This is a genomic window from Kitasatospora sp. NEAU-CNBT7 (assembly GCF_057220535.1).
This window is the reverse complement of record NZ_JBXQQB010000007.1, coordinates 207,736-227,608: the sequence shown is the minus strand read 5'-3', so window position 1 is coordinate 227,608 and position 19,873 is coordinate 207,736. Positions and strand designations below refer to the sequence as shown.

17 protein-coding genes are annotated in these 19,873 nt (G+C 71.4%); 3 read left to right on the top strand and 14 right to left on the bottom strand.

Translation table 11 applies throughout. The features are described from left to right. Nucleotides 1-5: 5 nt before the first annotated feature. The 4 genes from AC2TEW_RS12650 to sodN all read right to left on the bottom strand — a co-directional run bounded on the left by AC2TEW_RS12650 (nt 6) and on the right by sodN (nt 2,907). The gene (locus AC2TEW_RS12650) at nt 6-1,067 is read right to left on the bottom strand and encodes an RNA polymerase sigma factor SigF (RefSeq protein WP_484623451.1); all 1,062 of its coding nucleotides are present in this window, start codon (nt 1,065-1,067) and stop codon (nt 6-8) included. Between the two features lie 126 nt (nt 1,068-1,193). Next, nucleotides 1,194-1,607 carry an ATP-binding protein gene (locus AC2TEW_RS12645; RefSeq protein ID WP_033818914.1) on the bottom strand — a complete coding sequence of 138 codons (414 nt, stop codon included), beginning with the start codon at nt 1,605-1,607 and terminating at the stop codon, nt 1,194-1,196. Between the two features lie 239 nt (nt 1,608-1,846). Beyond that, nucleotides 1,847-2,329 (bottom strand): GNAT family N-acetyltransferase, encoded by a 483-nt coding sequence (locus AC2TEW_RS12640; RefSeq protein ID WP_033818913.1) that lies wholly within the window; start codon nt 2,327-2,329, stop codon nt 1,847-1,849. A gap of 182 nt (nt 2,330-2,511) precedes the next feature. Next, nucleotides 2,512-2,907, bottom strand: a complete 396-nt coding sequence (sodN, locus tag AC2TEW_RS12635) for a superoxide dismutase, Ni (protein WP_033818871.1) — start codon at nt 2,905-2,907, stop codon at nt 2,512-2,514. A gap of 181 nt (nt 2,908-3,088) precedes the next feature. Here sodN and sodX point away from each other — a divergent pair, with 181 nt between their 5' ends. After that, nucleotides 3,089-3,580 (top strand): nickel-type superoxide dismutase maturation protease, encoded by a 492-nt coding sequence (sodX, locus tag AC2TEW_RS12630; RefSeq protein ID WP_484623450.1) that lies wholly within the window; start codon nt 3,089-3,091, stop codon nt 3,578-3,580. Here the strand turns inward: sodX and AC2TEW_RS12625 are convergent. The 5 genes from AC2TEW_RS12625 to AC2TEW_RS12605 all read right to left on the bottom strand — a co-directional run bounded on the left by AC2TEW_RS12625 (nt 3,564) and on the right by AC2TEW_RS12605 (nt 8,426). Further along, nucleotides 3,564-4,202: a CGNR zinc finger domain-containing protein gene (locus tag AC2TEW_RS12625; RefSeq protein WP_484623449.1), complete on the bottom strand. Its 639-nt coding sequence runs from the start codon at nt 4,200-4,202 to the stop codon at nt 3,564-3,566. The genes sodX and AC2TEW_RS12625 overlap by 17 nt on opposite strands. 125 nt (nt 4,203-4,327) lie before the next feature. Then, nucleotides 4,328-5,080, bottom strand: a complete 753-nt coding sequence (locus AC2TEW_RS12620; protein WP_484623519.1) for an amino acid ABC transporter ATP-binding protein — start codon at nt 5,078-5,080, stop codon at nt 4,328-4,330. 44 nt (nt 5,081-5,124) lie between these two features. Continuing rightward, complete coding sequence (locus tag AC2TEW_RS12615) at nt 5,125-6,117, bottom strand: amino acid ABC transporter permease (protein WP_484623448.1); 993 nt, start codon at nt 6,115-6,117, stop codon at nt 5,125-5,127. A 43-nt stretch (nt 6,118-6,160) separates the two neighbouring features. Further along, nucleotides 6,161-7,099, bottom strand: coding sequence for an ABC transporter substrate-binding protein (locus AC2TEW_RS12610; protein WP_484623447.1), 939 nt, complete (start codon nt 7,097-7,099; stop codon nt 6,161-6,163). A 409-nt stretch (nt 7,100-7,508) separates the two neighbouring features. Continuing rightward, entirely contained in the window at nt 7,509-8,426 is a 918-nt protein-coding gene (locus AC2TEW_RS12605; RefSeq protein WP_484623446.1) for an ABC transporter substrate-binding protein, read from the bottom strand. Nucleotides 8,427-9,108: 682 nt separating this feature from the next. On the opposite strand from AC2TEW_RS12605, the gene AC2TEW_RS12600 reads away from it, so the two are divergent. Together AC2TEW_RS12600 and AC2TEW_RS12595 are read left to right on the top strand one after the other, a co-directional pair. Further along, a complete protein-coding gene (locus AC2TEW_RS12600; RefSeq protein WP_484623445.1) occupies nt 9,109-10,305 on the top strand; it encodes an NAD(P)-dependent malic enzyme in 1,197 nt (398 codons plus the stop codon). A 157-nt stretch (nt 10,306-10,462) separates the two neighbouring features. Beyond that, entirely contained in the window at nt 10,463-11,425 is a 963-nt protein-coding gene (locus tag AC2TEW_RS12595; protein ID WP_484623444.1) for a zinc-binding dehydrogenase, read from the top strand. A gap of 118 nt (nt 11,426-11,543) precedes the next feature. On the opposite strand, the gene AC2TEW_RS12590 is transcribed toward AC2TEW_RS12595, so the two are convergent. From AC2TEW_RS12590 to AC2TEW_RS12570, 5 genes are all read right to left on the bottom strand, one after another. Continuing rightward, nucleotides 11,544-12,581 (bottom strand): PadR family transcriptional regulator, encoded by a 1,038-nt coding sequence (locus AC2TEW_RS12590; protein ID WP_484623443.1) that lies wholly within the window; start codon nt 12,579-12,581, stop codon nt 11,544-11,546. 1 nt (nt 12,582) lies between these two features. After that, the gene (locus AC2TEW_RS12585; RefSeq protein WP_484623442.1) at nt 12,583-13,479 is read right to left on the bottom strand and encodes a DUF4097 family beta strand repeat-containing protein; all 897 of its coding nucleotides are present in this window, start codon (nt 13,477-13,479) and stop codon (nt 12,583-12,585) included. 147 nt (nt 13,480-13,626) lie between these two features. Beyond that, the gene (locus AC2TEW_RS12580) at nt 13,627-13,806 is read right to left on the bottom strand and encodes a DUF6104 family protein (RefSeq protein ID WP_030267971.1); all 180 of its coding nucleotides are present in this window, start codon (nt 13,804-13,806) and stop codon (nt 13,627-13,629) included. A 51-nt stretch (nt 13,807-13,857) separates the two neighbouring features. Next, nucleotides 13,858-15,789, bottom strand: coding sequence for a serine/threonine-protein kinase (locus tag AC2TEW_RS12575; protein WP_484623441.1), 1,932 nt, complete (start codon nt 15,787-15,789; stop codon nt 13,858-13,860). A gap of 251 nt (nt 15,790-16,040) precedes the next feature. Then, a complete protein-coding gene (locus AC2TEW_RS12570) occupies nt 16,041-19,790 on the bottom strand; it encodes a multifunctional oxoglutarate decarboxylase/oxoglutarate dehydrogenase thiamine pyrophosphate-binding subunit/dihydrolipoyllysine-residue succinyltransferase subunit (protein ID WP_484623440.1) in 3,750 nt (1,249 codons plus the stop codon). Between the last annotated feature and the right edge of the window lie 83 nt (nt 19,791-19,873).

Sequence of the window (19,873 nt, the reverse complement as noted above, 5' to 3'; positions counted from 1 at the left end):
CGTTCTCACTCCTCGACGAGCAGCTTCTCCCGCAGCTGGGCGAGGGTGCGGGCGAGCAGTCTGGAGACGTGCATCTGCGAGATGCCCACCTCGGCGGCGATCTGCGACTGGGTCATGTTCCGGAAGAACCGGAGCACCAGGATCTTCTGCTCGCGCGGCGGCAGCTGGGCCAGCAGCGGCTTGAGCGACTCCCGGTACTCCACGCCCTCCAGCGCCTCGTCGGTGGCGCCCAGGGTGTCCGCGACGGCCGGCGACTCGTCGTCGCTGTCCGGCACGTCCAGCGACAGGGTGGAGTACGCGTTGGCGGACTCCAGGCCCTCCAGCACGTCCTCCTCGGAGATCCCCAGGTGCTCCGCCAGCTCGTGCACCGTCGGGGAGCGGCCGTGCCGCTGGGAGAGCTCGCTGGTCGCCGTGGTGAGCGAGAGCCGCAGCTCCTGGAGGCGGCGCGGGACCCGGACGGCCCAGCCCTTGTCCCGGAAGTGCCGCTTGATCTCACCGACGATGGTGGGCGTGGCGTAGGTGGAGAACTCCACCCCGCGCTCGTGGTCGAACCGGTCCACCGACTTGATCAGGCCGATGGTGGCGACCTGGGTCAGGTCGTCCAGCGGCTCGCCCCGGTTGCGGAACCGCCGGGCCAGGTGCTCGACCAGCGGGATGTGCATCCGCACCAGCTGGTTGCGGATCTCCACCCGCTCGGCGGACCCCTCCGGCAGCGCGGCCAGCCGGACGAACAGGGCCCGGGCGGCCTCCCGGTCCGGCGCGCCCGAGCGGTGCCCCTGGGCGGGCACGGCACCGCGGACGGCCTCCGCGGCGGCCCTGAGCCCGTCCGCGTCGCTCTGGCCCGCGGGCACCGCCTCGGGCCGCTCGGGCGTCGGATCGGTCGGCTGGGTCATCCGGTGGGAGTCCTTCGGGTGCGCGTCGGGTTGGGCGGCGGTGCGGGCGGCGCTCGCCTGCGGCGGTACGGCAGGGCCGGCCGTACCGCGGTCGAGGACCGCGGACTCGGCACGGACGGTCAGGTCGGCGGCGGCCGCGCCGGCGGCGGCAGCTGTGCGGTCCAGATCACTCACGGCGATCACCCGTTCCGTTCCGGGAGCACTTCTCACTGGTTGTACCGCAGAGCACTGCGATACGGGGCGCCGTACGCGCGGTGAATACGACACCGTGCGTACGGCGGGGGACTGCGGCACGACGGGCTACGCCGGGGTGGACGACCCGCCGCGCTTCTTGTGCAGGCTGATGCTGACCGTGTTGTCCGCCTCGACCGAGGACTCCACCTCGCCCGCCAGCGCGGAGAGCACCGTCCAGGCGAAGGTGTCCCGCTCGGGGGCCCGCCCGTCCGTGGTCGGTGCGCTGACCGTGACCCGCAGGGAGTCGCCGACCAGCCGGAACTCGCAGCTCAGGACGGAACCCGGGACAGCCTGCTGGAGCAGGATGGCGCAGGCTTCGTCCACCGCGATCCGGAGATCCTCGATCTCGTCCAGGGTGAAGTCCAACCGGGCCGCGAGACCGGCTGTCGCCGTTCGCAGCACCGAGAGGTAGGCCCCCGCAGCGGGCAGCCGGACCTCCACGAAGTCCTTCACTCCGGGCTCGCCGTCGATCTGGGACACCCTCACCTCCTGGGTGACGCGCGGTGCTTGCGGCCGAACGGCCGCGGCACTTCCTCTTGCATGGCTCAACTGCTTCGCCCCAACTGTGCGCAGCGGTGGTGCGGTACGTTCCGGTCATACCCACTGGGAAGGGCCGGAACGCCGTGCATCCGCCCGTGACGTTACCGCGATCGGGGGACAGATGTCGTGATCTTCGGCCACCGTCACGGGAACGAGCGAACCCGGCGGCCGCCACGGGCTCAGCGCGGGGTCGATCCGAGCGCCGCGAGCGGCTCGTCGGTGAGCCGGTAGACGGTCCAGCCGTCCATCGGGACGGCGCCCAGCGACTTGTAGAAGCCGATCGACGGCGCGTTCCAGTCCAGCACCGACCACTCCATCCGGGAGTAGCCGCGCTCCACGCAGATCCGGGCCAGCTCGGTCAGCAGCGCCTTGCCGTGGCCGCCGCCGCGGTTGCCCGGACGGACGTACAGGTCCTCCAGGTACACCCCGTGGGTCCCGCGCCAGGTGGAGAAGTTACGGAACCACAGCGCGAAGCCGACCGGCTCCCCGGTCGCGTCGTCCTCGGCGATCAGCCCGAACAGCGCCGGGTGCGCACCGAACAGCGCGTCCTGCAGCTGCTCCTCGGTGGCCCTGGCCTCCTGCGGGGCCTTCTCGTACTCGGCCAGCTCGCGGATCAGGGCGTGGATGACGGGGACGTCGGCGGTGACGGCGGTGCGGATCATATGGCGAGCGTACTCGGACGCGGGGCCCGGCCGGGAAGGACTTTCTGCCCCTGCGGCGGCCCGCGCCGGGACCTTCCGGCCCTGGACGCGGCGCCGGTCGGCGGGGTATGGCCGGCGGGGTGCGGCCGGGTACGGCACTGCCCCGGCGGGCCGGGGCTCCGCCGGGGCAGTGGCTGCCGTGATCAGGCCTTCTTGGTCTCCCAGAAGATGGCGTCGATCTCGGCGATCAGGTCGAGCAGGGCCTGGCCGGTGGCCGGGTCCGAGGAGGCCTTGGCGGCCGAGGCGGCCTTGCCGGCCCGGTTGAACAGGTCGTGCAGACCGGGGTAGGCCTCGAAGTGCGGGGCCTTGAAGTAGTCGGTGTGCAGCACGGAGAGGTGGTGCTTGACCAGCTCGGCGCGCTCCTCCTTGATGACGATGGCGCGCGCGCGGAACTGCGGATCCTCGTTGGCCTGGTACTTCTCCTGAGTGGCCTTCACCGACTCGGCCTCGATCCGGGCCTGGGCCGGGTCGTAGACACCGCAGGGCAGGTCGCAGTGGGCGTGCGCGGTGACGCGCGGAGCAAACAGACGAGAGAACATGGGAGTCCTTCCTTGGATCGTCTTCCCGCGCCCGAGATTACCCGCACGCGCCCCGCACTTCGCGTCTGCCCCGTGGGCCCGGGACCAAAGGATGAGGCCGAACCGGCCGATACCGGGCGGTGCGCCGGGCACGCCACACTGGAGGGTGCACAGCAGCGGACACGAGGTCAGGGGTGAACGGATGCCGGTGAGTCGGCGCGGCGGCGGTGCGCCGTTCGGGGTGGTGGACGTGGCGGGGCCGTCGATGCGCCGGCTGCTGCGCGACGGCGACCAGGTGCTGGTCCGCTACGGCGCGCCGCTGCGGCCGGGCGCGGTGGTGCTGTTCCGGCACCCGTTCCAGCAGGACCTGCTGGTGGTCAAACGGGCCGTCGGCCGCCGCCCCGGCGGCTGGTGGATGCTCTCCGACAACCCGCTGGTGCGCACCGACAGCCGGGAGTACGGCGCGGTCCCGGACGAGCTGGTGCTCGGCCGGGTGCTGCTGCGGCTGCGGCCGGCCCCCGCGTGGCTCGCCCCGGCGCCCTGGCTGGCACGGGCGCTGGCCGGCTGGCCGTGGACGCTGCTGCCGGCCGCGGCGCTGCGCCGGCTGGGGGTGGACCGCACCCCGCCGGTGCTGGGGGACGGGGTGCTGGGGGACGGGGCGCTCAGGGACGGTGCGCTCAGGGACGGGGAGTGAGCTGGGCCCCGCGCAGTGCTTCTCCCCGCTGGGCGTCTCCCCGCAGCGCTTCTCCCCGCTGGGCCTCCTCGCGCTTGCGCGCCCGGTACGCGGCCACGTTGGCGCGGGTCGCGCAGCGGTCGGAGCAGTACCGGCGGGAGCGGTTGGTGGAGGTGTCCAGGTAGGCGTTGCGGCAGGGCGCGGCCTGGCAGATCCCGAGCCGGTCCACGCCGAGCTCGGTGAGGTGGATGGCCAGCCCCATGCAGGCCACGGCCGCGTAGTTGGCGGCCGCGGTGGGCGCGTTGTCGGCCAGGTGCAGGTGCCAGTGGGGCCTGCCGGTCTCGTCCAGGTCGTCGTGGCCGGAGACCATCGGGCTGACCGGGTACTCGACCATCAGGCTGTTCAGCAGGTCGACCGCCCGGACGTCCTCGCCCTCGGCGGCGGCCTCGAACACCCCGCGCAGCCGGGTCCGGACCGCCCGCAGCCGCGGCAGGTCGGACTCGTCGGTGAGCGCGGCGGCCCGCGAGGGGACCTTGAACAGCGCGCGCACCGCGTCCACCGTGGTCAGTCCGTCGGTGCCGCGCTCGGGCTCCTCGCTGTTCACCAGCCGGACGGCGAAGTCGGCGTACGAAGCGAGCTCCACGGTGGTCCTTCCAGAGGCGGTAACGGGTATACAGCCTCCAGGGTATTACGTTCCGGACGCACCGCGGCGGCCCACCGGAGTACCGGTGGACCGCCGTGACGCGCTCCGGGGCCGCGGCCCCGGGCTCAGAGCACCTTGGACAGGAACGCCTTGGTCCGCTCGTGCTGCGGGTTGCCGAGCACCTCGCGGGGGTGGCCGGCCTCCACCACCACACCGCCGTCCATGAAGACCAGCGCGTCGCCGACCTCGCGGGCGAAGCCCATCTCGTGGGTGACCACGATCATGGTCATGCCCTCCTCGGCCAGGCCCCGCATGACGTCCAGCACGTCGCCGACCAGCTCGGGGTCGAGCGCCGAGGTGGGCTCGTCGAACAGCATCAGCTTGGGCTTCATGGCCAGCGCCCGGGCGATGGCGACCCGCTGCTGCTGGCCGCCGGAGAGCTGGGACGGGTAGTTCTTGGCCTTGTCGGCCAGCCCGACCCGCTCCAGCAGCGCCATCCCGCGCTCCCGGGCGGCGGCCTTGGACTCGCCCTTGACCTGGACCGGCGCCTCGATGACGTTGTCTATCGCCGTCATGTGCGGGAACAGGTTGAACCGCTGGAAGACCATCCCGATGTCGCGACGCTTCATCGCGACCTCGCGGTCCTTCAGCTCGTACAGCTTGTCGCCCTTCTGGCGGTAGCCGACCAGGTCGCCGTCGACCCAGAGCCGGCCGGCGTTGACCTTCTCCAGGTGGTTGATGCACCGCAGGAAGGTCGACTTGCCGGAACCGGACGGGCCGATCAGGCAGAACACCTCGCCCTGCCGGACCTCCAGGTCGATCCCCTTGAGGACCTCGACCAGGCCGTACGACTTGCGCACGCCCTCGGCGCGGACCATCAGGCCGCCGGGCTGGGCCTCGGTGGGGTTGTTCGTCAGATCGGTCATCCGAGACCGCCTCCTTCACCGCCGCCGCCGTGGACACCGGCGTCGGCGGGCTTCGGTGCGGGCTTCGACCGCAGGCCCTGGAACAGTCCGCGCATCCGCTGCAGCGGGGTGGGCGGCAGGGCCCGGTTGGAGCCGCGGGCGTAATGGCGCTCGATGTAATACTGCCCGATGGTCAGGATCGAGGTGAGGAAGAGGTACCAGAGGCTGACCACGATCAGCAGCGGGATGCTCTGGAAGTTGCGCGAGTAGATGTTCTGCCCGGCCCGGAAGAGCTCCTCCAGGGCGATCACGCTGACCAGCGAGGTGGTCTTCAGCATCGAGATGGTCTCGTTGCCGGTCGGCGGGATGATCACCCGCATCGCCTGCGGCAGGATGATCCGCCGCATGGTGTCGAACCGGCTCATGCCGAGCGCCTGGGACGCCTCGTGCTGACCCTCGTCCACCGACTGGATGCCGCCCCGGACGATCTCCGCCATGTACGCGGCCTCGTTGAGGCCGAGGCCCAGCAGGGCCGCGACGAAGGTCGGGATCAGGACGTTGGTCTCCTGCGACCAGAACGACGGGCCGAACGGGATGCCGATCGACAGCCGGGCCCAGAGCACGCCGAGGAAGTTCCAGAACACCAGCTGCACCAGCACCGGCGTGCCGCGGAACACCCAGATGTACACCCAGGCGGTGCCGGACAGCAGCGGGTTCGGCGACAGCCGCATCACGGCCAGCAGGATCCCGCCGAGCACGCCGATGACCATGGCCAGCCCGGTCAGCTCGAGGGTGACCACCAGGCCGTGCAGGATGCGGTCGTCGAAGAGGTAGTGACCGACCAGGTTCCACTTGAAGGCGGGGTTGGTCTTGATGGCGTGGATCAGCATGGCCGCGAACAGCAGGATCACTGCGGCGCCGACCCACCGGCCGGGGTGACGGACCGGGACGGCCTTGATGGCCTCATGCCGTCCCGGGGTCGCCTCCGGCCCCTTGTGGAGAGAGTTCACGATGTGGCCTCAGAACAGGTCGCTCGGAGCGAAGGGGACGAGATCAGCTGGTGGCGCCGTTGAGCTGCGCCTTGTCGATCGCGCCGGCCTCGACGCCCCACTTCTGGAGGATCTGCTTGTACGTGCCGTCGTCCATCAGCGACTGCACCGCCTTCTGCACCGCGGGGGTGAGCGCCGAGCCCTTGGCGAGCGCGATGCCGTACGGGGCGGAGTCGGTGGTGGGGCCGAGCTTCTCCAGCTGGCCCTCGGTCTGCTTGATCGCGTAGTCGATGACCGGGGAGTCGGCCATCATCAGCTGGTCGCGACCGGAGACGACGGCGTTGGTGACGTCCGTCTGCAGGTCGAACTTGTCACCGTCGTTGGGCACCGGCGGCTTGCCGGCGGCGACGCAGGCGGGGTTGATCACGTCGGTGATCTGGTCCGCCTGGGTGGTGCCGGTCTGCACCGCGATCTTCTTGCCGCACAGGTCGTCGGCGGAGATCTTGTCGGGGTTGCCCTTCTTGACCGCGATACCGGTACCGGCGGTGAAGTAGGTGACCATGTCGACGGTCTGCTCGCGCTCCTTCGTGTCGGTGAAGGAGCTCATGCCGAGCTGGTACTTGTTGGCACCGATACCCGGGATGATCGCGGTGAAACCGGCGTTCTGGACGTCGGCCTTCAGGCCCAGCTTGGCGGCGATGGCGTTGGCCAGGTCGACGTCCATGCCGACGATGGTGCCCTTGTCGTCCTGGAACTCGTTCGGGGCGTAGGAGGCGTCCGACCCGACGACCAGCTTGCCGGACGACTTGAGGTCGGCGGGGACCAGAGCGGCGAGCGCGGGGTCGGCCGTCACCGCCGAAACCGACGCGCTCGGGTTCACGGCGCTGGAGCCGGAACCGGAACCGGAGGAGCTGCTGCTGCTACAGGCGGTGAGCAGCAGCGTGCCGGCGGCGAGGGCGGCGCCGGCCACGACGAGGCGGGGGCGCGGGGTACGAGCGGACATCAGGGGGATCTCCTCCTGTAGGAGAGACGGGCGGAGCACGCCGCCGGGGGAAGCGGTGCACCGGAGGCGTCGGACCCGGGCGTCGCTGTCCGGGCCGGCCGCGACCGGTCGTTCGGTTTGTGCTGGTCCTGCCTGAATTCAATCGCCACCCTCCGCCGAGGTGGACGAAATTGATCGAACTGCCTCGACTGGGACGACACCCGGCTGCTTGGGCTGGGGGAAGGCCGCTGCGACCGAGTTGGGTGGAATCCTGCCACTGAGTACCGGGGAACGGGTCCGTCTGCAGATCAAAATCGGATAACGAGGCGCCTCAATGTCCGCTATTCGGACGAATTCCGTGCCCCTGTCACCCTGTGTATAAGTATGCAGACCGGAGTGCTCAAGGCGAGCACCCCGGCCGCCTGCGGCCTCAGCCGCCGTTCACCACCGCGTTCTGGGCGGCGCCGTCCTTGAGGTTCCACTTCTCCAGGATCTTGTCGTACTCACCGCTGCGGATGATCTGGTTCACCGCCTTCGCCAGCGTGTCGCGCAGCTCGGTGTTCTCCTTGGCGACCGCGAGACCGTACGGCGAGGGCTGCAGCTGCTGCCCGGTGATCTCGAACTGTGCGCCGTTGAAGCCCTTCTGCACGGTGTAGGCGGCGACCGGGTAGTCGTTCATGTCGGCCACGGCCTTGCCCGAGGCGACCAGGGCCAGCGCGTCGTTGTCGGTCTCGGTCAGGGTGATGGTGAGGGTCTTGTGCGCCTTGTCGCAGGCGCCGGTCTGGCGCTGGGCGATGGCCGCCTGGGTGGTGCCGCGCTGGACCGCGACGGTCTGGCCGCACAGGTCGTCGAGGGACTTGATCTTCTTGGGGTTGCCCTTGGGGACCAGGATCGTGGTGCCCGCCAGGAAGTAGTCCACGAAGTCGACACCCGGGTTGACCTGCTGCCCGTTGTCGTCCGTGCCGTCCCGGCGCTGGCGGTTGTCGGTCAGGGCCGACATCGCGACGTCGAACTGCTTGGCCTGGAGGTCCGGGATCAGCTTGTCGAAGTCGGTGTCCATGATCTTGATCTTGACCTTGAGCTGCCGCCCGATGGCCTCGGCGAGATCCGGGTCGAACCCGGTGGGGAGCCCGTCCTGTCCCTTGAACTCGACCGGCGCGTAGTTGACGTCCGAACCGATCCGCAGGACGCCGGCGGTCTTCACCGCGTCGGGGAGCCGGTCGTGCAGCTCCTCCTCGGGGGACTTGGCCGCGCCGATCGAGCTGCAGCCGGTCAGGAGCAGGGACCCGGCCGCGACGGCGGCGCCGGATCTGGTGAAGCGGCCGGATATGCGGGCGCTGTGGTGCATGGAGCTGGTCCTCCTGTGGGAGAGGGTGGTGCTGTCCCACCGGGTGCGCGGGTGTGCGCCGGCGGTGTACGGGCACGTCTCGGTGCTGCCGAGAGGGGGTGGGCCCGTCCGGTTCCGGTGGTCGATTGCGAGGATCCTGCCATCCCACCCTCCTGTCCCGGGTCTCGGGTGTGTCAGAATCCGGTATCGGGTAACCCCCGAAGCCCGAACACAGACCGCCGGTTCGCGACAGGACCGGGGTGCGCAGGACCGGAAGCCGCAGACGTCGACTCTGGATCCGAGGCACCGGCTCCCCTCCGTGTCTGCGTTCACTCCTACGGGTGTCCGTGCTGGCCCGGCCGTTGCCGTCGCTGGCGCCTGATCCTTCCGAGATCCGGTGCCGTCAAGTGGCTCAAAGGCCGTGAACAGTGCGTGACAAGGACGAAAAGGCACAGGTGCGGTGCCTTCGCCCGACCTAGGCTCAAGCGGTGTCTGTCACCTTCCCGGCTCCGGCTGGTGATGCCTGGGTAAGACCGGAAGTACAGCGCAGAACACTTGAAACCCTCATCCGAGGGCGCCGCCCGAAGGCCGTGCCCCGATCCCGGCCACCGGGTACGCGGTCCGCGTACCCGGGTTTTCCGTCCCCGGCCGGGTCGGCCGGCCGCCGGACGCGCTCTCGCTGATCAATGACGAAGAGGTCATCGTGGCAGCGGAGATCATCCAATCCAGTACTCAGGACACCGTCGATCCCGTCGACGACGTCTTCGCCCTCCACCGGGGCGGCAAGATGGAGGTCCGGGCGACGGTTCCGGTCCGCGACGCGGACGACCTGTCCCTGGCCTACACCCCGGGCGTGGCCCGGGTCTGCACCGCCATCGCCGAGCAGCCCGACCTGGTCAACGACTACACCTGGAAGTCGAACGTGGTCGCGGTCGTCACCGACGGCACCGCCGTGCTCGGCCTCGGTGACATCGGCCCCGAGGCCTCGCTGCCCGTGATGGAGGGCAAGGCGATCCTGTTCAAGCAGTTCGGCGGCGTGGACGCGGTCCCGATCGCGCTGGCCTGCACCGAGGTGGACGAGATCGTCGAGACCGTGGTCCGGCTCGCGCCCTCCTTCGGCGGCGTCAACCTGGAGGACATCTCCGCCCCGCGCTGCTTCGAGATCGAGCGCCGGCTCCAGGACGCCCTGGACATCCCGATCTTCCACGACGACCAGCACGGCACCGCGATCGTCACCACCGCGGCCCTGTGGAACGCCGCCAAGGTGAGCGGCCGGGAGATCGGCAGCCTGCGGGCGGTCATCTCCGGCGCCGGCGCGGCCGGCATCGCGATCGCCAAGATGCTGGTCGCGGCCGGCATCGGCGACGTCGCCGTCTGCGACCGCCGCGGCGTCGTCCACGAGGGCCGGGGCGACCTGACCGACGTCAAGGCCGAGATCGCCGCGCTGACCAACCGGACCGGGATCAAGGGCTCGCTGGCCGACGCGCTGGCCGGCGCCGACGTCTTCATCGGCGTCTCCGGCGGCACCGTCCCCGAGGACGTCGTCGCCACCATGGCCGAGGGCTGCTTCGTCTTCGCGATGGCCAACCCCAACCCGGAGATCCACCCCGAGGTGGCGCACAAGTACGCCGCCGTGGTGGCCACCGGCCGTTCGGACTTCCCGAACCAGATCAACAACGTGCTGGCGTTCCCCGGCATCTTCGCCGGCGCCCTCCAGGTCCGGGCCACCCGGATCACCGAGGGCATGAAGCTCGCGGCCGCCAAGGCGCTGGCCGCGGTGGTCGCCGACGAGCTGACGCCGCAGAAGGTGATCCCGTCGCCGTTCGACGAGCGGGTCGCACCGGCGGTCACCAAGGCGGTCGCCGAGGCCGCCCGGGCCGAGGGCGTCGCCCGCCTCTGACGGCGCCCCGCGGACGGGTTCCGGGAACGGGCGCTCCGGGAGCGTCCGGGAACGGGCGTCCGAAGGACGAGCGGCGGACGGCCGGGGACGGACACGCGGTGCAGGTCACACCGACGCGTGGTTCCGGGCCCCGGCCGTCGCGGCTATCGTCCGGATCATGTTCGCTGCCTACGCCGCACGTATCGACCCCGCCGATCCGCTGAGCGGGCTGGAGCTCGGCGAGCTCCCCGAGCCCGAGGCCCGACCCGGCTGGAGCGTGGTGACGGTCAAGGCCGCCACCCTCAACCACCACGACCTCTGGTCCCTGCGCGGGGTCGGACTGCCCGCCGAACGGCTCCCGATGATCCTCGGCTGCGACGCGGCGGGCATCGACGAGCACGGCAACGAGGTGGTCATCCACTCCGTCATCGGCCAGAGCGGCCACGGCGTCGGGCCCACCGAGCCGCGCTCCATCCTGACCGAGCGCTACCAGGGCACCTTCGCCCAGCGGGTCGCCGTGCCGACCTGGAACCTGCTGCCCAAGCCCGCGGAGCTCTCCTTCGAGCAGGCCGCCTGCCTGCCCACCGCCTGGCTGACGGCCTACCGGATGCTGTTCACCAACGCCGGCGTCAAGCCCGGCGACACCGTCCTGGTGCAGGGCGCCGGCGGCGGCGTCTCGACCGCGCTGGTGGTCCTCGGCAAGGCGGCCGGACTGCGGGTGTGGGTCACCGGGCGGGACGAGGCCAAGCGGGCCAGGGCGGTCGAGCTCGGGGCGGACGCCGCGTTCGAGAGCGGCGCGCGGCTGCCCGAGCGGGTGGACGCGGTGATGGAGACGGTCGGCGCGGCCACCTGGTCCCACTCCGTCAAGTCGCTGCGCCCCGGCGGCACGATCGTCATCTCCGGCGCCACCTCGGGGCCGAGCCCGGCGGCCGCCGAGCTCAACCGGATCTTCTTCCTGGAGCTCCGGGTGGTCGGCTCGACCATGGGGACCAAGGAGGAGCTGGCGGGGCTGCTGGCGCTGTGCGGGACGGCCGGGGTGCGGCCGGTCATCGACAGCGTGCTGCCGCTCGCGGAGGCGCGGGAGGGGTTCGCGCGGCTGGCCGAGGGGGATGTGTTCGGGAAGATCGTGCTGAGGCCGTGAGGCGCTGATCCGAGCCCTGTCGACGGTTGGGTGCGGGTTCGTACCTTCCGCTTCGCGCAGTTCCTCGCGCCCCTGGGGGTTGCCCTCTGGGCCAGGGACGCGGGGAACTGTCGGGATGTCAGGTGAAGAGGCGTCGGATGCGGGCGGCGGCGGTGGCCAGGGCGGCCTGGGCCTCGGCGAGTTGGGCGGGGGTCACGCCGCGGGAGTCGCGGGCGGTGTCCCTGACCTGGTCGCGGAAGCGGTCGAGCAGGCGGTCCAGCTCGCGGTCCGGGGCGGCGCCGGCGTCGGTGCGGGCCCACTCGGGGAGCTCGGCGGCGGTGTCCGCGTGCGGCTCCGCGGTGTCGGTGTCCTTGTCCAGGTCGATCCGGGTCACCCGGATCTCCTCGGACTCCTGCTGGCCGCCCCAGCGGGCCGCGTCCGCCAGCGAGGACAGTCCCTTGGTGAGCTCGGCCAGCCCCTCGGCGAGGCCGGTCGACCAGTCGCCGCGGCTCGCGTGTTCGCGGACCTGCTGCTCCACCCGCCGCTTCAGCCGCAGCGCCTCCTGCTGCGCCGCGCTGCGCGCCGCCTTCGACTCCTCGCGCAGCCTGCGGGCCTCCCGCTCGGCGGCCTTGGCCTGTTCCTTGGCGGCCCGCTCCTGCTCCTTGGCGCGCTTGGCCTGGTCCTTGGCCTGCGCCTTGAACTGGGCGAACTCGTCCTTGGCGCGCTGCCAGGACTCCCGGTCCCCCCACGGGCCCGCCCACGGGTCCCCGGCGTTGCCGGGCCTGGCGGTGGTGGCCTGCCTGGCCTCGCCCCAGAGTTCCTCGCGCAGGTCCTTGGCGCTGTCCCGGACGTCCTCGCGGATCGCGTCGGCCAGCTGGGCGACCGAGTCCCGGATCTCCAACTCCAGTTCGGCGAGCTCGCTCTGACGCCCGGCCAGCTCCTGGCGGCCCGCGTCGGTGAGCCGGTAGACCTTCCGGCCGCCCTCGGTGCTCTGGGTGACCAGGCCCTCCTTCTCCAGCTTGGCGAGCCGCGGGTAGACCGTCCCGGCCGAGGGCGCGTACAGGCCCTGGAAGCGCTCCTCCAGCAGCCGGATCACCTCGTAGCCGTGGCGCGGCGACTCGTCGAGCAGCTTCAGCAGGTACAGGCGCAGTCGGCCGTGGCCGAAGACCGGGGTCATCTCAGACCTCCTTGGTCAGCTCGGGACCGGCCGGGAGCTCCTTGGCCGGGCCGCCGTGGTCGTCGTCCGCGTCGGGCCGGCGCAGGACGGTCACCGGGCCGGAGACGGTGGTGACCGCCAGCTTGCCGGTGCCGGAGCCGAGCTGGCCGGTGAGCCGCTTGGCGCCCCAGCTGCCGGTGACGGTGAGCTCCTCGAAGGTGCTGGAGACGTCGCCGGTGGTGGTGCCGGCCTCGACCTTGGCGTCGGCCAGCGAGGGCAGCCGGACACCGACCTGGCCGCTGACCGTGGAGACCTTGATGTCGGTCGGGGTGGTGACGTCGAGGTCGAGGGTGACCGCGCCGCTCACCGAGTTGGCGAGGATCCGGTCGGCGGTGCCGGCCACCAGCGTGATGGCGCCGGAGACCGTGTTGACCTTGAGGTCGCCGGCCACCCGCTGGGCGTCCACGTCGCCGGAGACCGTGTTGGCCTGCACCGTGCCGGACAGGCCGACCAGGGTGGCGCCGCCGCTGGCGCTGTGCGCGCCGACCTTGCCGGCGATCCCCGAGACGGTGGACTCGGCGGAGACGGTGCCGACCTTGACCTCGGCGCCGGCCGGGACGGTCAGCGAGACCACCGCGCGGCGCTTGCGCCGCAGCGAGCTGATGAAGCTCTTGACCGACTGCACGGACTTGAGGGTCTCGCCGAACTCGTGCCAGTCGAGGTCCTTGTAGGCGACCGTGAGCACCCCGCCGTCAAGGGTGACCTGCAGCGGCTCCCCGTCGACCTCGGTCACCTCCAGCCGGGCGGGGCCGTCGCCGGCCACCACGTTCACCGCGCCGCCGATGATCCGTACGTGCAGGGTGTTGACCGGCTCGTCGAAGTTGATCCTGTCAGGCTCGCTGACCGTCCACTGGCCCATTGGGGTCCCGCCTCCCGTTCGCGATGTATCGCGTTCCACTGCTCAACACGATATATCGCGAATCGGGGAAGTCAAGCGGTTCCGCGCCCGGACACGCGAACGGCCCGGAAGGCGGGTGCCTTCCGGGCCGTCGCTGGGCGGCTCGCCTCAGTCCTCGTCCTCGTCGTCGAGCCTGGCCAGCCAGGTGGCCAGCCGCTCGACGGGGATCTCGAAGTCCGGGTTGAGGTCGACGAACTCGCGCAGGCGCTCGGCCAGCCACTCGAAGGTGACCTCCTCGTCGCCGCGCCGGCTCTCCAGTTCCTCGATGCCGCGGTCGGTGAAGTACACGGTGCGCTCCGGTCCGGTGGGATCTGACCTGGTCAGGATAGTGCGGGCGGGTCAGGTGTCGTTGCGGTAGTAGGTGAACGAGATCTTCACCGCACCGGTGGACTTGTTGCCCTGCTCGACCACCTTGCCGACCACCACCCCGCCGTTGGCCCGGTTGCGCAGGCAGAAGATCCGGCCGGGCGGCAGGTCGTCGTACTTCAGATCGGCCACCGGGTGCTGGTCGATCGCCGTCGAGCACTGCTCGGGGCTGAGCGACTGGTCCCGGGTGATGTACGCGTCGCTGCTCCCCGACGACCAGTTGAAGTCGTCGTACGAGGGCGACAGCGCCCAGGCCGGGTACGAGGAGTCCGGCACCACGATGCCGTTGGCCAGGTCGAAGCTGTGGCTGGAGTCGGGGCTGGCCAGCTCGCGGTTCTCGTACACCGTCGTGTACTTGGCCGGGCCGGACGGTGCCGCGCTGCCGGCGCCCGCCGCACTGTCGGAGCCCGCGCTGCTCTTCGCCTTGGGGGAGGGCGAGGGCGAGGCCGCGGGCGAGTCCGCGTCCTGGGCCGGCGCACTCGCCCGCGGCGCCGAGGAGGCCGCGGCGGACGAGCCCGACGAGCCCGGGCCTGCGGTGTTCCCCGAGGCGGACGAGCCGCCCTTGTCGCCCAGCTTGTCCATCAGCACCACACCGCCGACCGTGCCGCCGAGCGCCATCACCAGGGCGACCGTCAGCAGCACCTTCCAGGACACCCCCTTGCGCTGCGGCGCCGGGGCCGGCCGGGACTCGGGGACCACCGGGCCCGGCGGCGGGGTGTCGAAGGACGGCTGGTGCAGCACGGTGGCCGCAGGCGGTGCCACCGGCCCGGTCGGCGCCTCGGTCGGCAGCGTCGGAGGCCCGAACGCACCGGCGGGCGGCGGCCCGAACGCGCCCGCGGGCGCCGCGGCCACCGGCCCGGTCGGGTACCCGGCCGGCGCCGGCGGGTACCCGGCCGTCGCGCCCGGCGCCGTCGAGGGGGCCGGCGGAGCGGTGGGCGGCGGCGGGACCGGCAGCGGGGTCGGCGGGGTCTTCGGCAGGTCGGAGCGCCGGGTGATCTCGGTGTTGATCTGCCGCGGCAGCCAGTCCTCGGCGAACCGCAGCTGCCCGCCGACCGCCGGGTGGCTGCGCGCGATGTCGATGATCTCGGCCGGCCGCGGCCGGTCCTCGGGCCGCTTGGCCAGGCAGCGCAGCAGCAGCTCGCGCAGCCCGTCCGGAACGCCGTCCAGCACCGGCTCCTCGTGCACCACCCGGTACAGCACCGCGGTCTCCGGGCCCTCGCCGAACGGCGGGGTCCCGCCCGCCACGTACGCGGCCAGCGCGCCGAGCGCGAACACGTCGGTGGCCGGGGTGACCGGCCTGCCCTGGGCCTGCTCGGGGGACATGAAGGCGGGCGAGCCGATCCGGAACCCGGTCCCGGTCAGCGCGGTGGCGTCGGCGGCCCGGGCGATCCCGAAGTCGATCACACGCGGACCGTCGGCCGCGATCAGCACGTTGGCCGGCTTCAGGTCGCGGTGCACCACCTCGACGCTGTGGATCGCCTGCAGCGCCTCCGCGATCCCGCCGATCAGCAGCAGCACCGTACGCACCGGCAGCGCGCCGTGCTCGCGCACCACCTGCTGCAGCGACGGGCCCGGGACGTACGCGGTGACCAGCCACGGCGCCTCGGCGGCGGGTCCGGAGTCGATCACCTGGGCGGTGTACAGGCCGTGGATCCGCTGCGCGTTGGCCACCTCCTGGGCGAACCGGCGGCGGAACTCCGCGTCCTCGGCGAACTCCGGCCGCACCACCTTCAGCGCCACCGGCCGCCCGCCCGGCGTGTACGAGAGGTACACCCGGCCCATGCCGCCCGCGCCGAGCCGGGCGAACAGCCGGTAGCCGCCCACCTCGCGCGGGTCGTCGGGGTGCAGCGGCTGGAAGATCGGCGCAAGCGGCGCGGCGGCGTCCCGCGGCGTGTCGGCGGTCATGACGGTGGCCCCCCTGTGGCGAGTGTCCTTCGGCCGCCGCCCGGTGCGGACACGGGCGGTGGCGTCCGGGGCCAACCTATCGGTGCGTCAGCTTCCGCTCCCAGCCGGTTGTCCAATTGGTTGCCGAGCTGTGGCCGTGGCGGACGTCCGCGGCGAACGTCCGCACCCCTGATCGCACGGACGCCCGGGCCCGGACCTCCGCCGCAGCGAAGGCCCGGGCCCGGGCGTCGTGGTGACCCGCCGTCAGCGGATCAGATGCTGAACACCTCGTCGAGCAGCGCCTGCTGCTCGGCGGCGTGCCGCTTGGCCGAACCGACCGCCGGGGCGGACGAGGCCGGACGGGCGACGCGGCGCAGCCGGGCACCGCCGTTGGCGCTGCGCCCGACGACCACCTGCAGGTGGTCGACCAGGTTCATCGCGATGAACGGCCAGGAACCCTGGTTGGCCGGCTCCTCCTGGGCCCAGATGAACTGGACGTTCTCGCCGTAGCGGCTCAGCTCCTCCTGGAGCTCCGCCACCGGCAGCGGGTAGAGCCGCTCGACCCGGACGATCGCGGTGTCGGTGATGCCGCGCTCGGTGCGGGCCGCCTCCAGGTCGTAGTAGAACTTGCCGGAGGTGATCACCACCTTGCGGACGTTCGCCGGGTCCACCGTGGAGTCGCCGATCACCGGGCGGAACGAGCCGGAGGTGAACTCCGCCGTCGCCGACGCCGCGGCCTTCAGACGCAGCATCGACTTCGGGGTGAAGACGACCAGCGGCTTGTGGTGCGGGTTGTGGACCTGCCACCGCAGGAGGTGGAAGTAGTTCGCCGGGGTGGTCGGCATGGCGACCGTCATGTTGTCCTGCGCGCACAGCTGCAGGAAGCGCTCCGGGCGGGCGGACGAGTGGTCCGGGCCCTGGCCCTCCATGCCGTGCGGCAGCAGCAGGGTGACGCCGGAGTGCTGGCCCCACTTCTGCTCGGCGGAGGCGATGTACTCGTCCACCATGGTCTGCGCGCCGTTGACGAAGTCGCCGAACTGCGCCTCCCACATGACCAGCGCGTTCGGGCGGGTCAGCGAGTAGCCGTACTCGAAGCCCATCGCCGCGTACTCCGACAGCAGGCTGTCGTAGACGGTGTAGCGGGCCTGGTCCTCGGTCAGGTACAGCAGCGGGGTGTAGTCCTCGCCGCTGTTGCGGTCGATCAGCACCGCGTGGCGCTGGCCGAAGGTGCCGCGGCGGCTGTCCTGGCCGGCCAGGCGGACCGGGTGGCCCTCCATCAGCAGCGAGCCGATGGCGAGGGTCTCGCCGGTGGCCCAGTCGATGGTGTTGTCCTCGACCGAGGCGGCGCGGCGCTGCAGCTGCGGCAGCAGGCGCGGGTGCACGGTCAGCCAGTCCGGCAGGTTGACCTGCGAGGCGGCGATCCGCTTGACCGTCTCCTCGGAGATGCCGGTCTGGATGGAGACCGGGAAGTCCGCGACCGGCTTGCCGTTGGTGGCCGGCTGCTGGGTCCCGGCGGCCTGGCGGACCTCGGAGAAGACCTTCTCCAGCTGGCCCTGGAAGTCCTGGAGCGCCTGCTCCGCCTCTTCCATGGTGATGTCGCCGCGACCGATCAGCGCCTCGGTGTAGAGCTTGCGCACCGAGCGCTTCTTGTCGATCAGGTCGTACATCAGCGGCTGGGTGAACGACGGGTTGTCGGCCTCGTTGTGACCGCGGCGGCGGTAGCAGATGAGGTCGATCACGACGTCCTTGTGGAACGCCTGGCGGAACTCGAAGGCGAGCCGCGCGACGCGGACCACGGCCTCCGGGTCGTCGCCGTTGACGTGGAAGATCGGCGCCTCGATCATCCGGGCCACGTCGGTGCAGTACATCGAGGAGCGCGACGAGGCCGGCGGGGCGGTGAAGCCGACCTGGTTGTTGACCACGACGTGCACGGTGCCGCCGGTGCGGTAGCCGCGCAGCTGCGACATGTTCAGCGTCTCCGCGACGACGCCCTGGCCGGCGAAGGCCGCATCGCCGTGGATCTGCAGCGGCAGCACCGGGAAGGTGGTGCCGCCCTGGTCCAGGATGTCCTGCTTGGCGCGGGCGATGCCCTCGACGACCGGGTCGACCGTCTCCAGGTGGGACGGGTTGGCGGCCAGCGACACCTTGATGGTCTCGCCGTCCAGGCCGGTGAAGGTGCCCTCGGCGCCCAGGTGGTACTTGACGTCACCGGAGCCGTGCATGGACTTGGGGTCGAGGTTGCCCTCGAACTCGCCGAAGATCCGGGCGTACGGCTTGCCGACGATGTTGGCCAGCACGTTCAGGCGGCCGCGGTGGGCCATGCCGATGACGGCCTCGTCCAGGCGGTGCTCGGCGGCGGCGTCGATGGTCGCGTCCAGCAGCGGGATCAGCGACTCACCGCCCTCCAGCGAGAAGCGCTTCTGGCCGACGTACTTGGTCTGCAGGAAGGTCTCGAAGGCCTCCGCCGAGTTCAGCCGGCGCAGGATGCGCAGCTGCTCCTCGCGCTCGGGCTTGGTGTACGGCTTCTCGACCCGCTCCTGGATCCACTTGCGCTGCTTCGGGTCCTGGATGTGCATGTACTCGATGCCGACGGTGCGGCAGTACGAGTTGCGCAGCAGGCCGAGGATGTCGCGCAGCTTCATCATCTTCTGGCCGCCGAAGCCGCCGACCGCGAACTCACGCTCCAGGTCCCACAGCGTGAGGCCGTGCTGGACGACGTCCAGGTCGGGGTGCTTGCGCTGCTTGTACTCCAGCGGGTCGGTGTCGGCCATCAGGTGGCCGCGCACGCGGTACGCGTGGATCAGCTCCATGACGCGCGCGGTCTTGTTGACCTCGTCGTCGTGGGTGGTGGCGACGTCGGTCGCCCAGCGCACCGGCTCGTACGGGATCCGCAGCGACTCGAAGACCTCGTCGTAGAAGTCGTGCTCGCCGAGCAGCAGCTGGTGGATGGTGCGCAGGAACTCGCCGGACGCCGCGCCCTGGATGACCCGGTGGTCGTAGGTCGAGGTGAGCGTCATGATCTTGGAGATGCCCAGGCGGGCCAGCGTCTCCGGGGAGGAGCCCTGGAACTCGGCCGGGTACTCCATCGCGCCGACGCCGACGATGGTGCCCTGGTTCTGCATCAGGCGCGGCACGGAGTGCACGGTGCCGATGCCGCCGGGGTTGGTCAGCGAGACGGTGACGCCGGTGAAGTCGTCCATCGTCAGCTTGTTGGCGCGGGCCCGGCGGACGATGTCCTCGTAGGCCTGCCAGAAGCCGAAGAAGTCGAGGGTCTCGGCCTTCTTGATCGCCGCGACCACGAGCTGGCGGTCGCCGTTCGGCTTCACCAGGTCGATGGCCAGGCCCAGGTTCACGTGGGCGGGCTTGACCAGGTAGGTCTTGCCGTCCTTGACCTGGTAGCTGTGGTTCATGCCCGGGCTGGCCTTGATGGCCTGGACCAGGGCGTAGCCGATCAGGTGGGTGAAGGAGACCTTGCCACCGCGGGCGCGCTGCAGGTGGTTGTTGATGACGATGCGGTTGTCGATCAGCAGCTTGGCCGGAACGGCACGCACCGACGTCGCGGTCGGGACCTCCAGCGAGGCGTCCATGTTGGTGGCGACCGCCTTGGCCGGACCACGCAGCGGGACGAGCTCGGGCCCGTCGGCCGCGGCGGCCGGGGCGGCGGCGGGAGCCGCGGCCTTCGGCGCCGGGGGCGCGGCGGGGGCCGCGGCAACGGGCGCGGGCGCCGGCTGGACCGGCGCGGGCGCCGGGGCAGCGGGGGCGGGCGCGGCCGGAGCGGCAGCGGCAGGGGCAGCGGGAGCGGCAACGGTGGTCGGCGTGGGGCCGACCGGGGTTGCGGCCTGGGTCACTGAAGTCACCTCGGTACCGGGCTTGTAGTCGGCGAAAAAGTCCCACCAGGCTCGGTCGACCGAGTTCGGATCCTGGAGGTACTGCTGGTAGATCTCGTCGACGAGCCACTCATTGGGGCCGAAGCCAGTGGTGGAGCTTGCCGAGCTGCTGGGGGTTTCTGGGTGTGGCGACATCGGGGCAACCGCCCTCTTCCGCTTCCTTTTGGGATGGTGGACAGCGGGGATTAAGGCTACGCCCCTGACCAGTGATCGCGCAG

Excerpts from the sequence above, each read along its gene's own strand:
- AC2TEW_RS12640 (WP_033818913.1), bottom strand. The coding sequence starts at position 2,329 with ATGATCCGCACCGCCGTCACCGCCGACGTCCCCGTCATCCACGCCCTG.
- sodN (WP_033818871.1), bottom strand. The coding sequence starts at position 2,907 with ATGTTCTCTCGTCTGTTTGCTCCGCGCGTCACCGCGCACGCCCACTGC.
- sodX (WP_484623450.1), top strand. The coding sequence starts at position 3,089 with ATGCCGGTGAGTCGGCGCGGCGGCGGTGCGCCGTTCGGGGTGGTGGAC.
- AC2TEW_RS12620 (WP_484623519.1), bottom strand. The coding sequence starts at position 5,080 with ATGGTCCGCGCCGAGGGCGTGCGCAAGTCGTACGGCCTGGTCGAGGTC.
- AC2TEW_RS12610 (WP_484623447.1), bottom strand. The coding sequence starts at position 7,099 with ATGTCCGCTCGTACCCCGCGCCCCCGCCTCGTCGTGGCCGGCGCCGCC.
- AC2TEW_RS12605 (WP_484623446.1), bottom strand. The coding sequence starts at position 8,426 with ATGCACCACAGCGCCCGCATATCCGGCCGCTTCACCAGATCCGGCGCC.
- AC2TEW_RS12595 (WP_484623444.1), top strand. The coding sequence starts at position 10,463 with ATGTTCGCTGCCTACGCCGCACGTATCGACCCCGCCGATCCGCTGAGC.
- AC2TEW_RS12590 (WP_484623443.1), bottom strand. The coding sequence starts at position 12,581 with ATGACCCCGGTCTTCGGCCACGGCCGACTGCGCCTGTACCTGCTGAAG.
- AC2TEW_RS12585 (WP_484623442.1), bottom strand. The coding sequence starts at position 13,479 with ATGGGCCAGTGGACGGTCAGCGAGCCTGACAGGATCAACTTCGACGAG.
- AC2TEW_RS12575 (WP_484623441.1), bottom strand. The coding sequence starts at position 15,789 with ATGACCGCCGACACGCCGCGGGACGCCGCCGCGCCGCTTGCGCCGATC.
- AC2TEW_RS12570 (WP_484623440.1), bottom strand. The coding sequence starts at position 19,790 with ATGTCGCCACACCCAGAAACCCCCAGCAGCTCGGCAAGCTCCACCACT.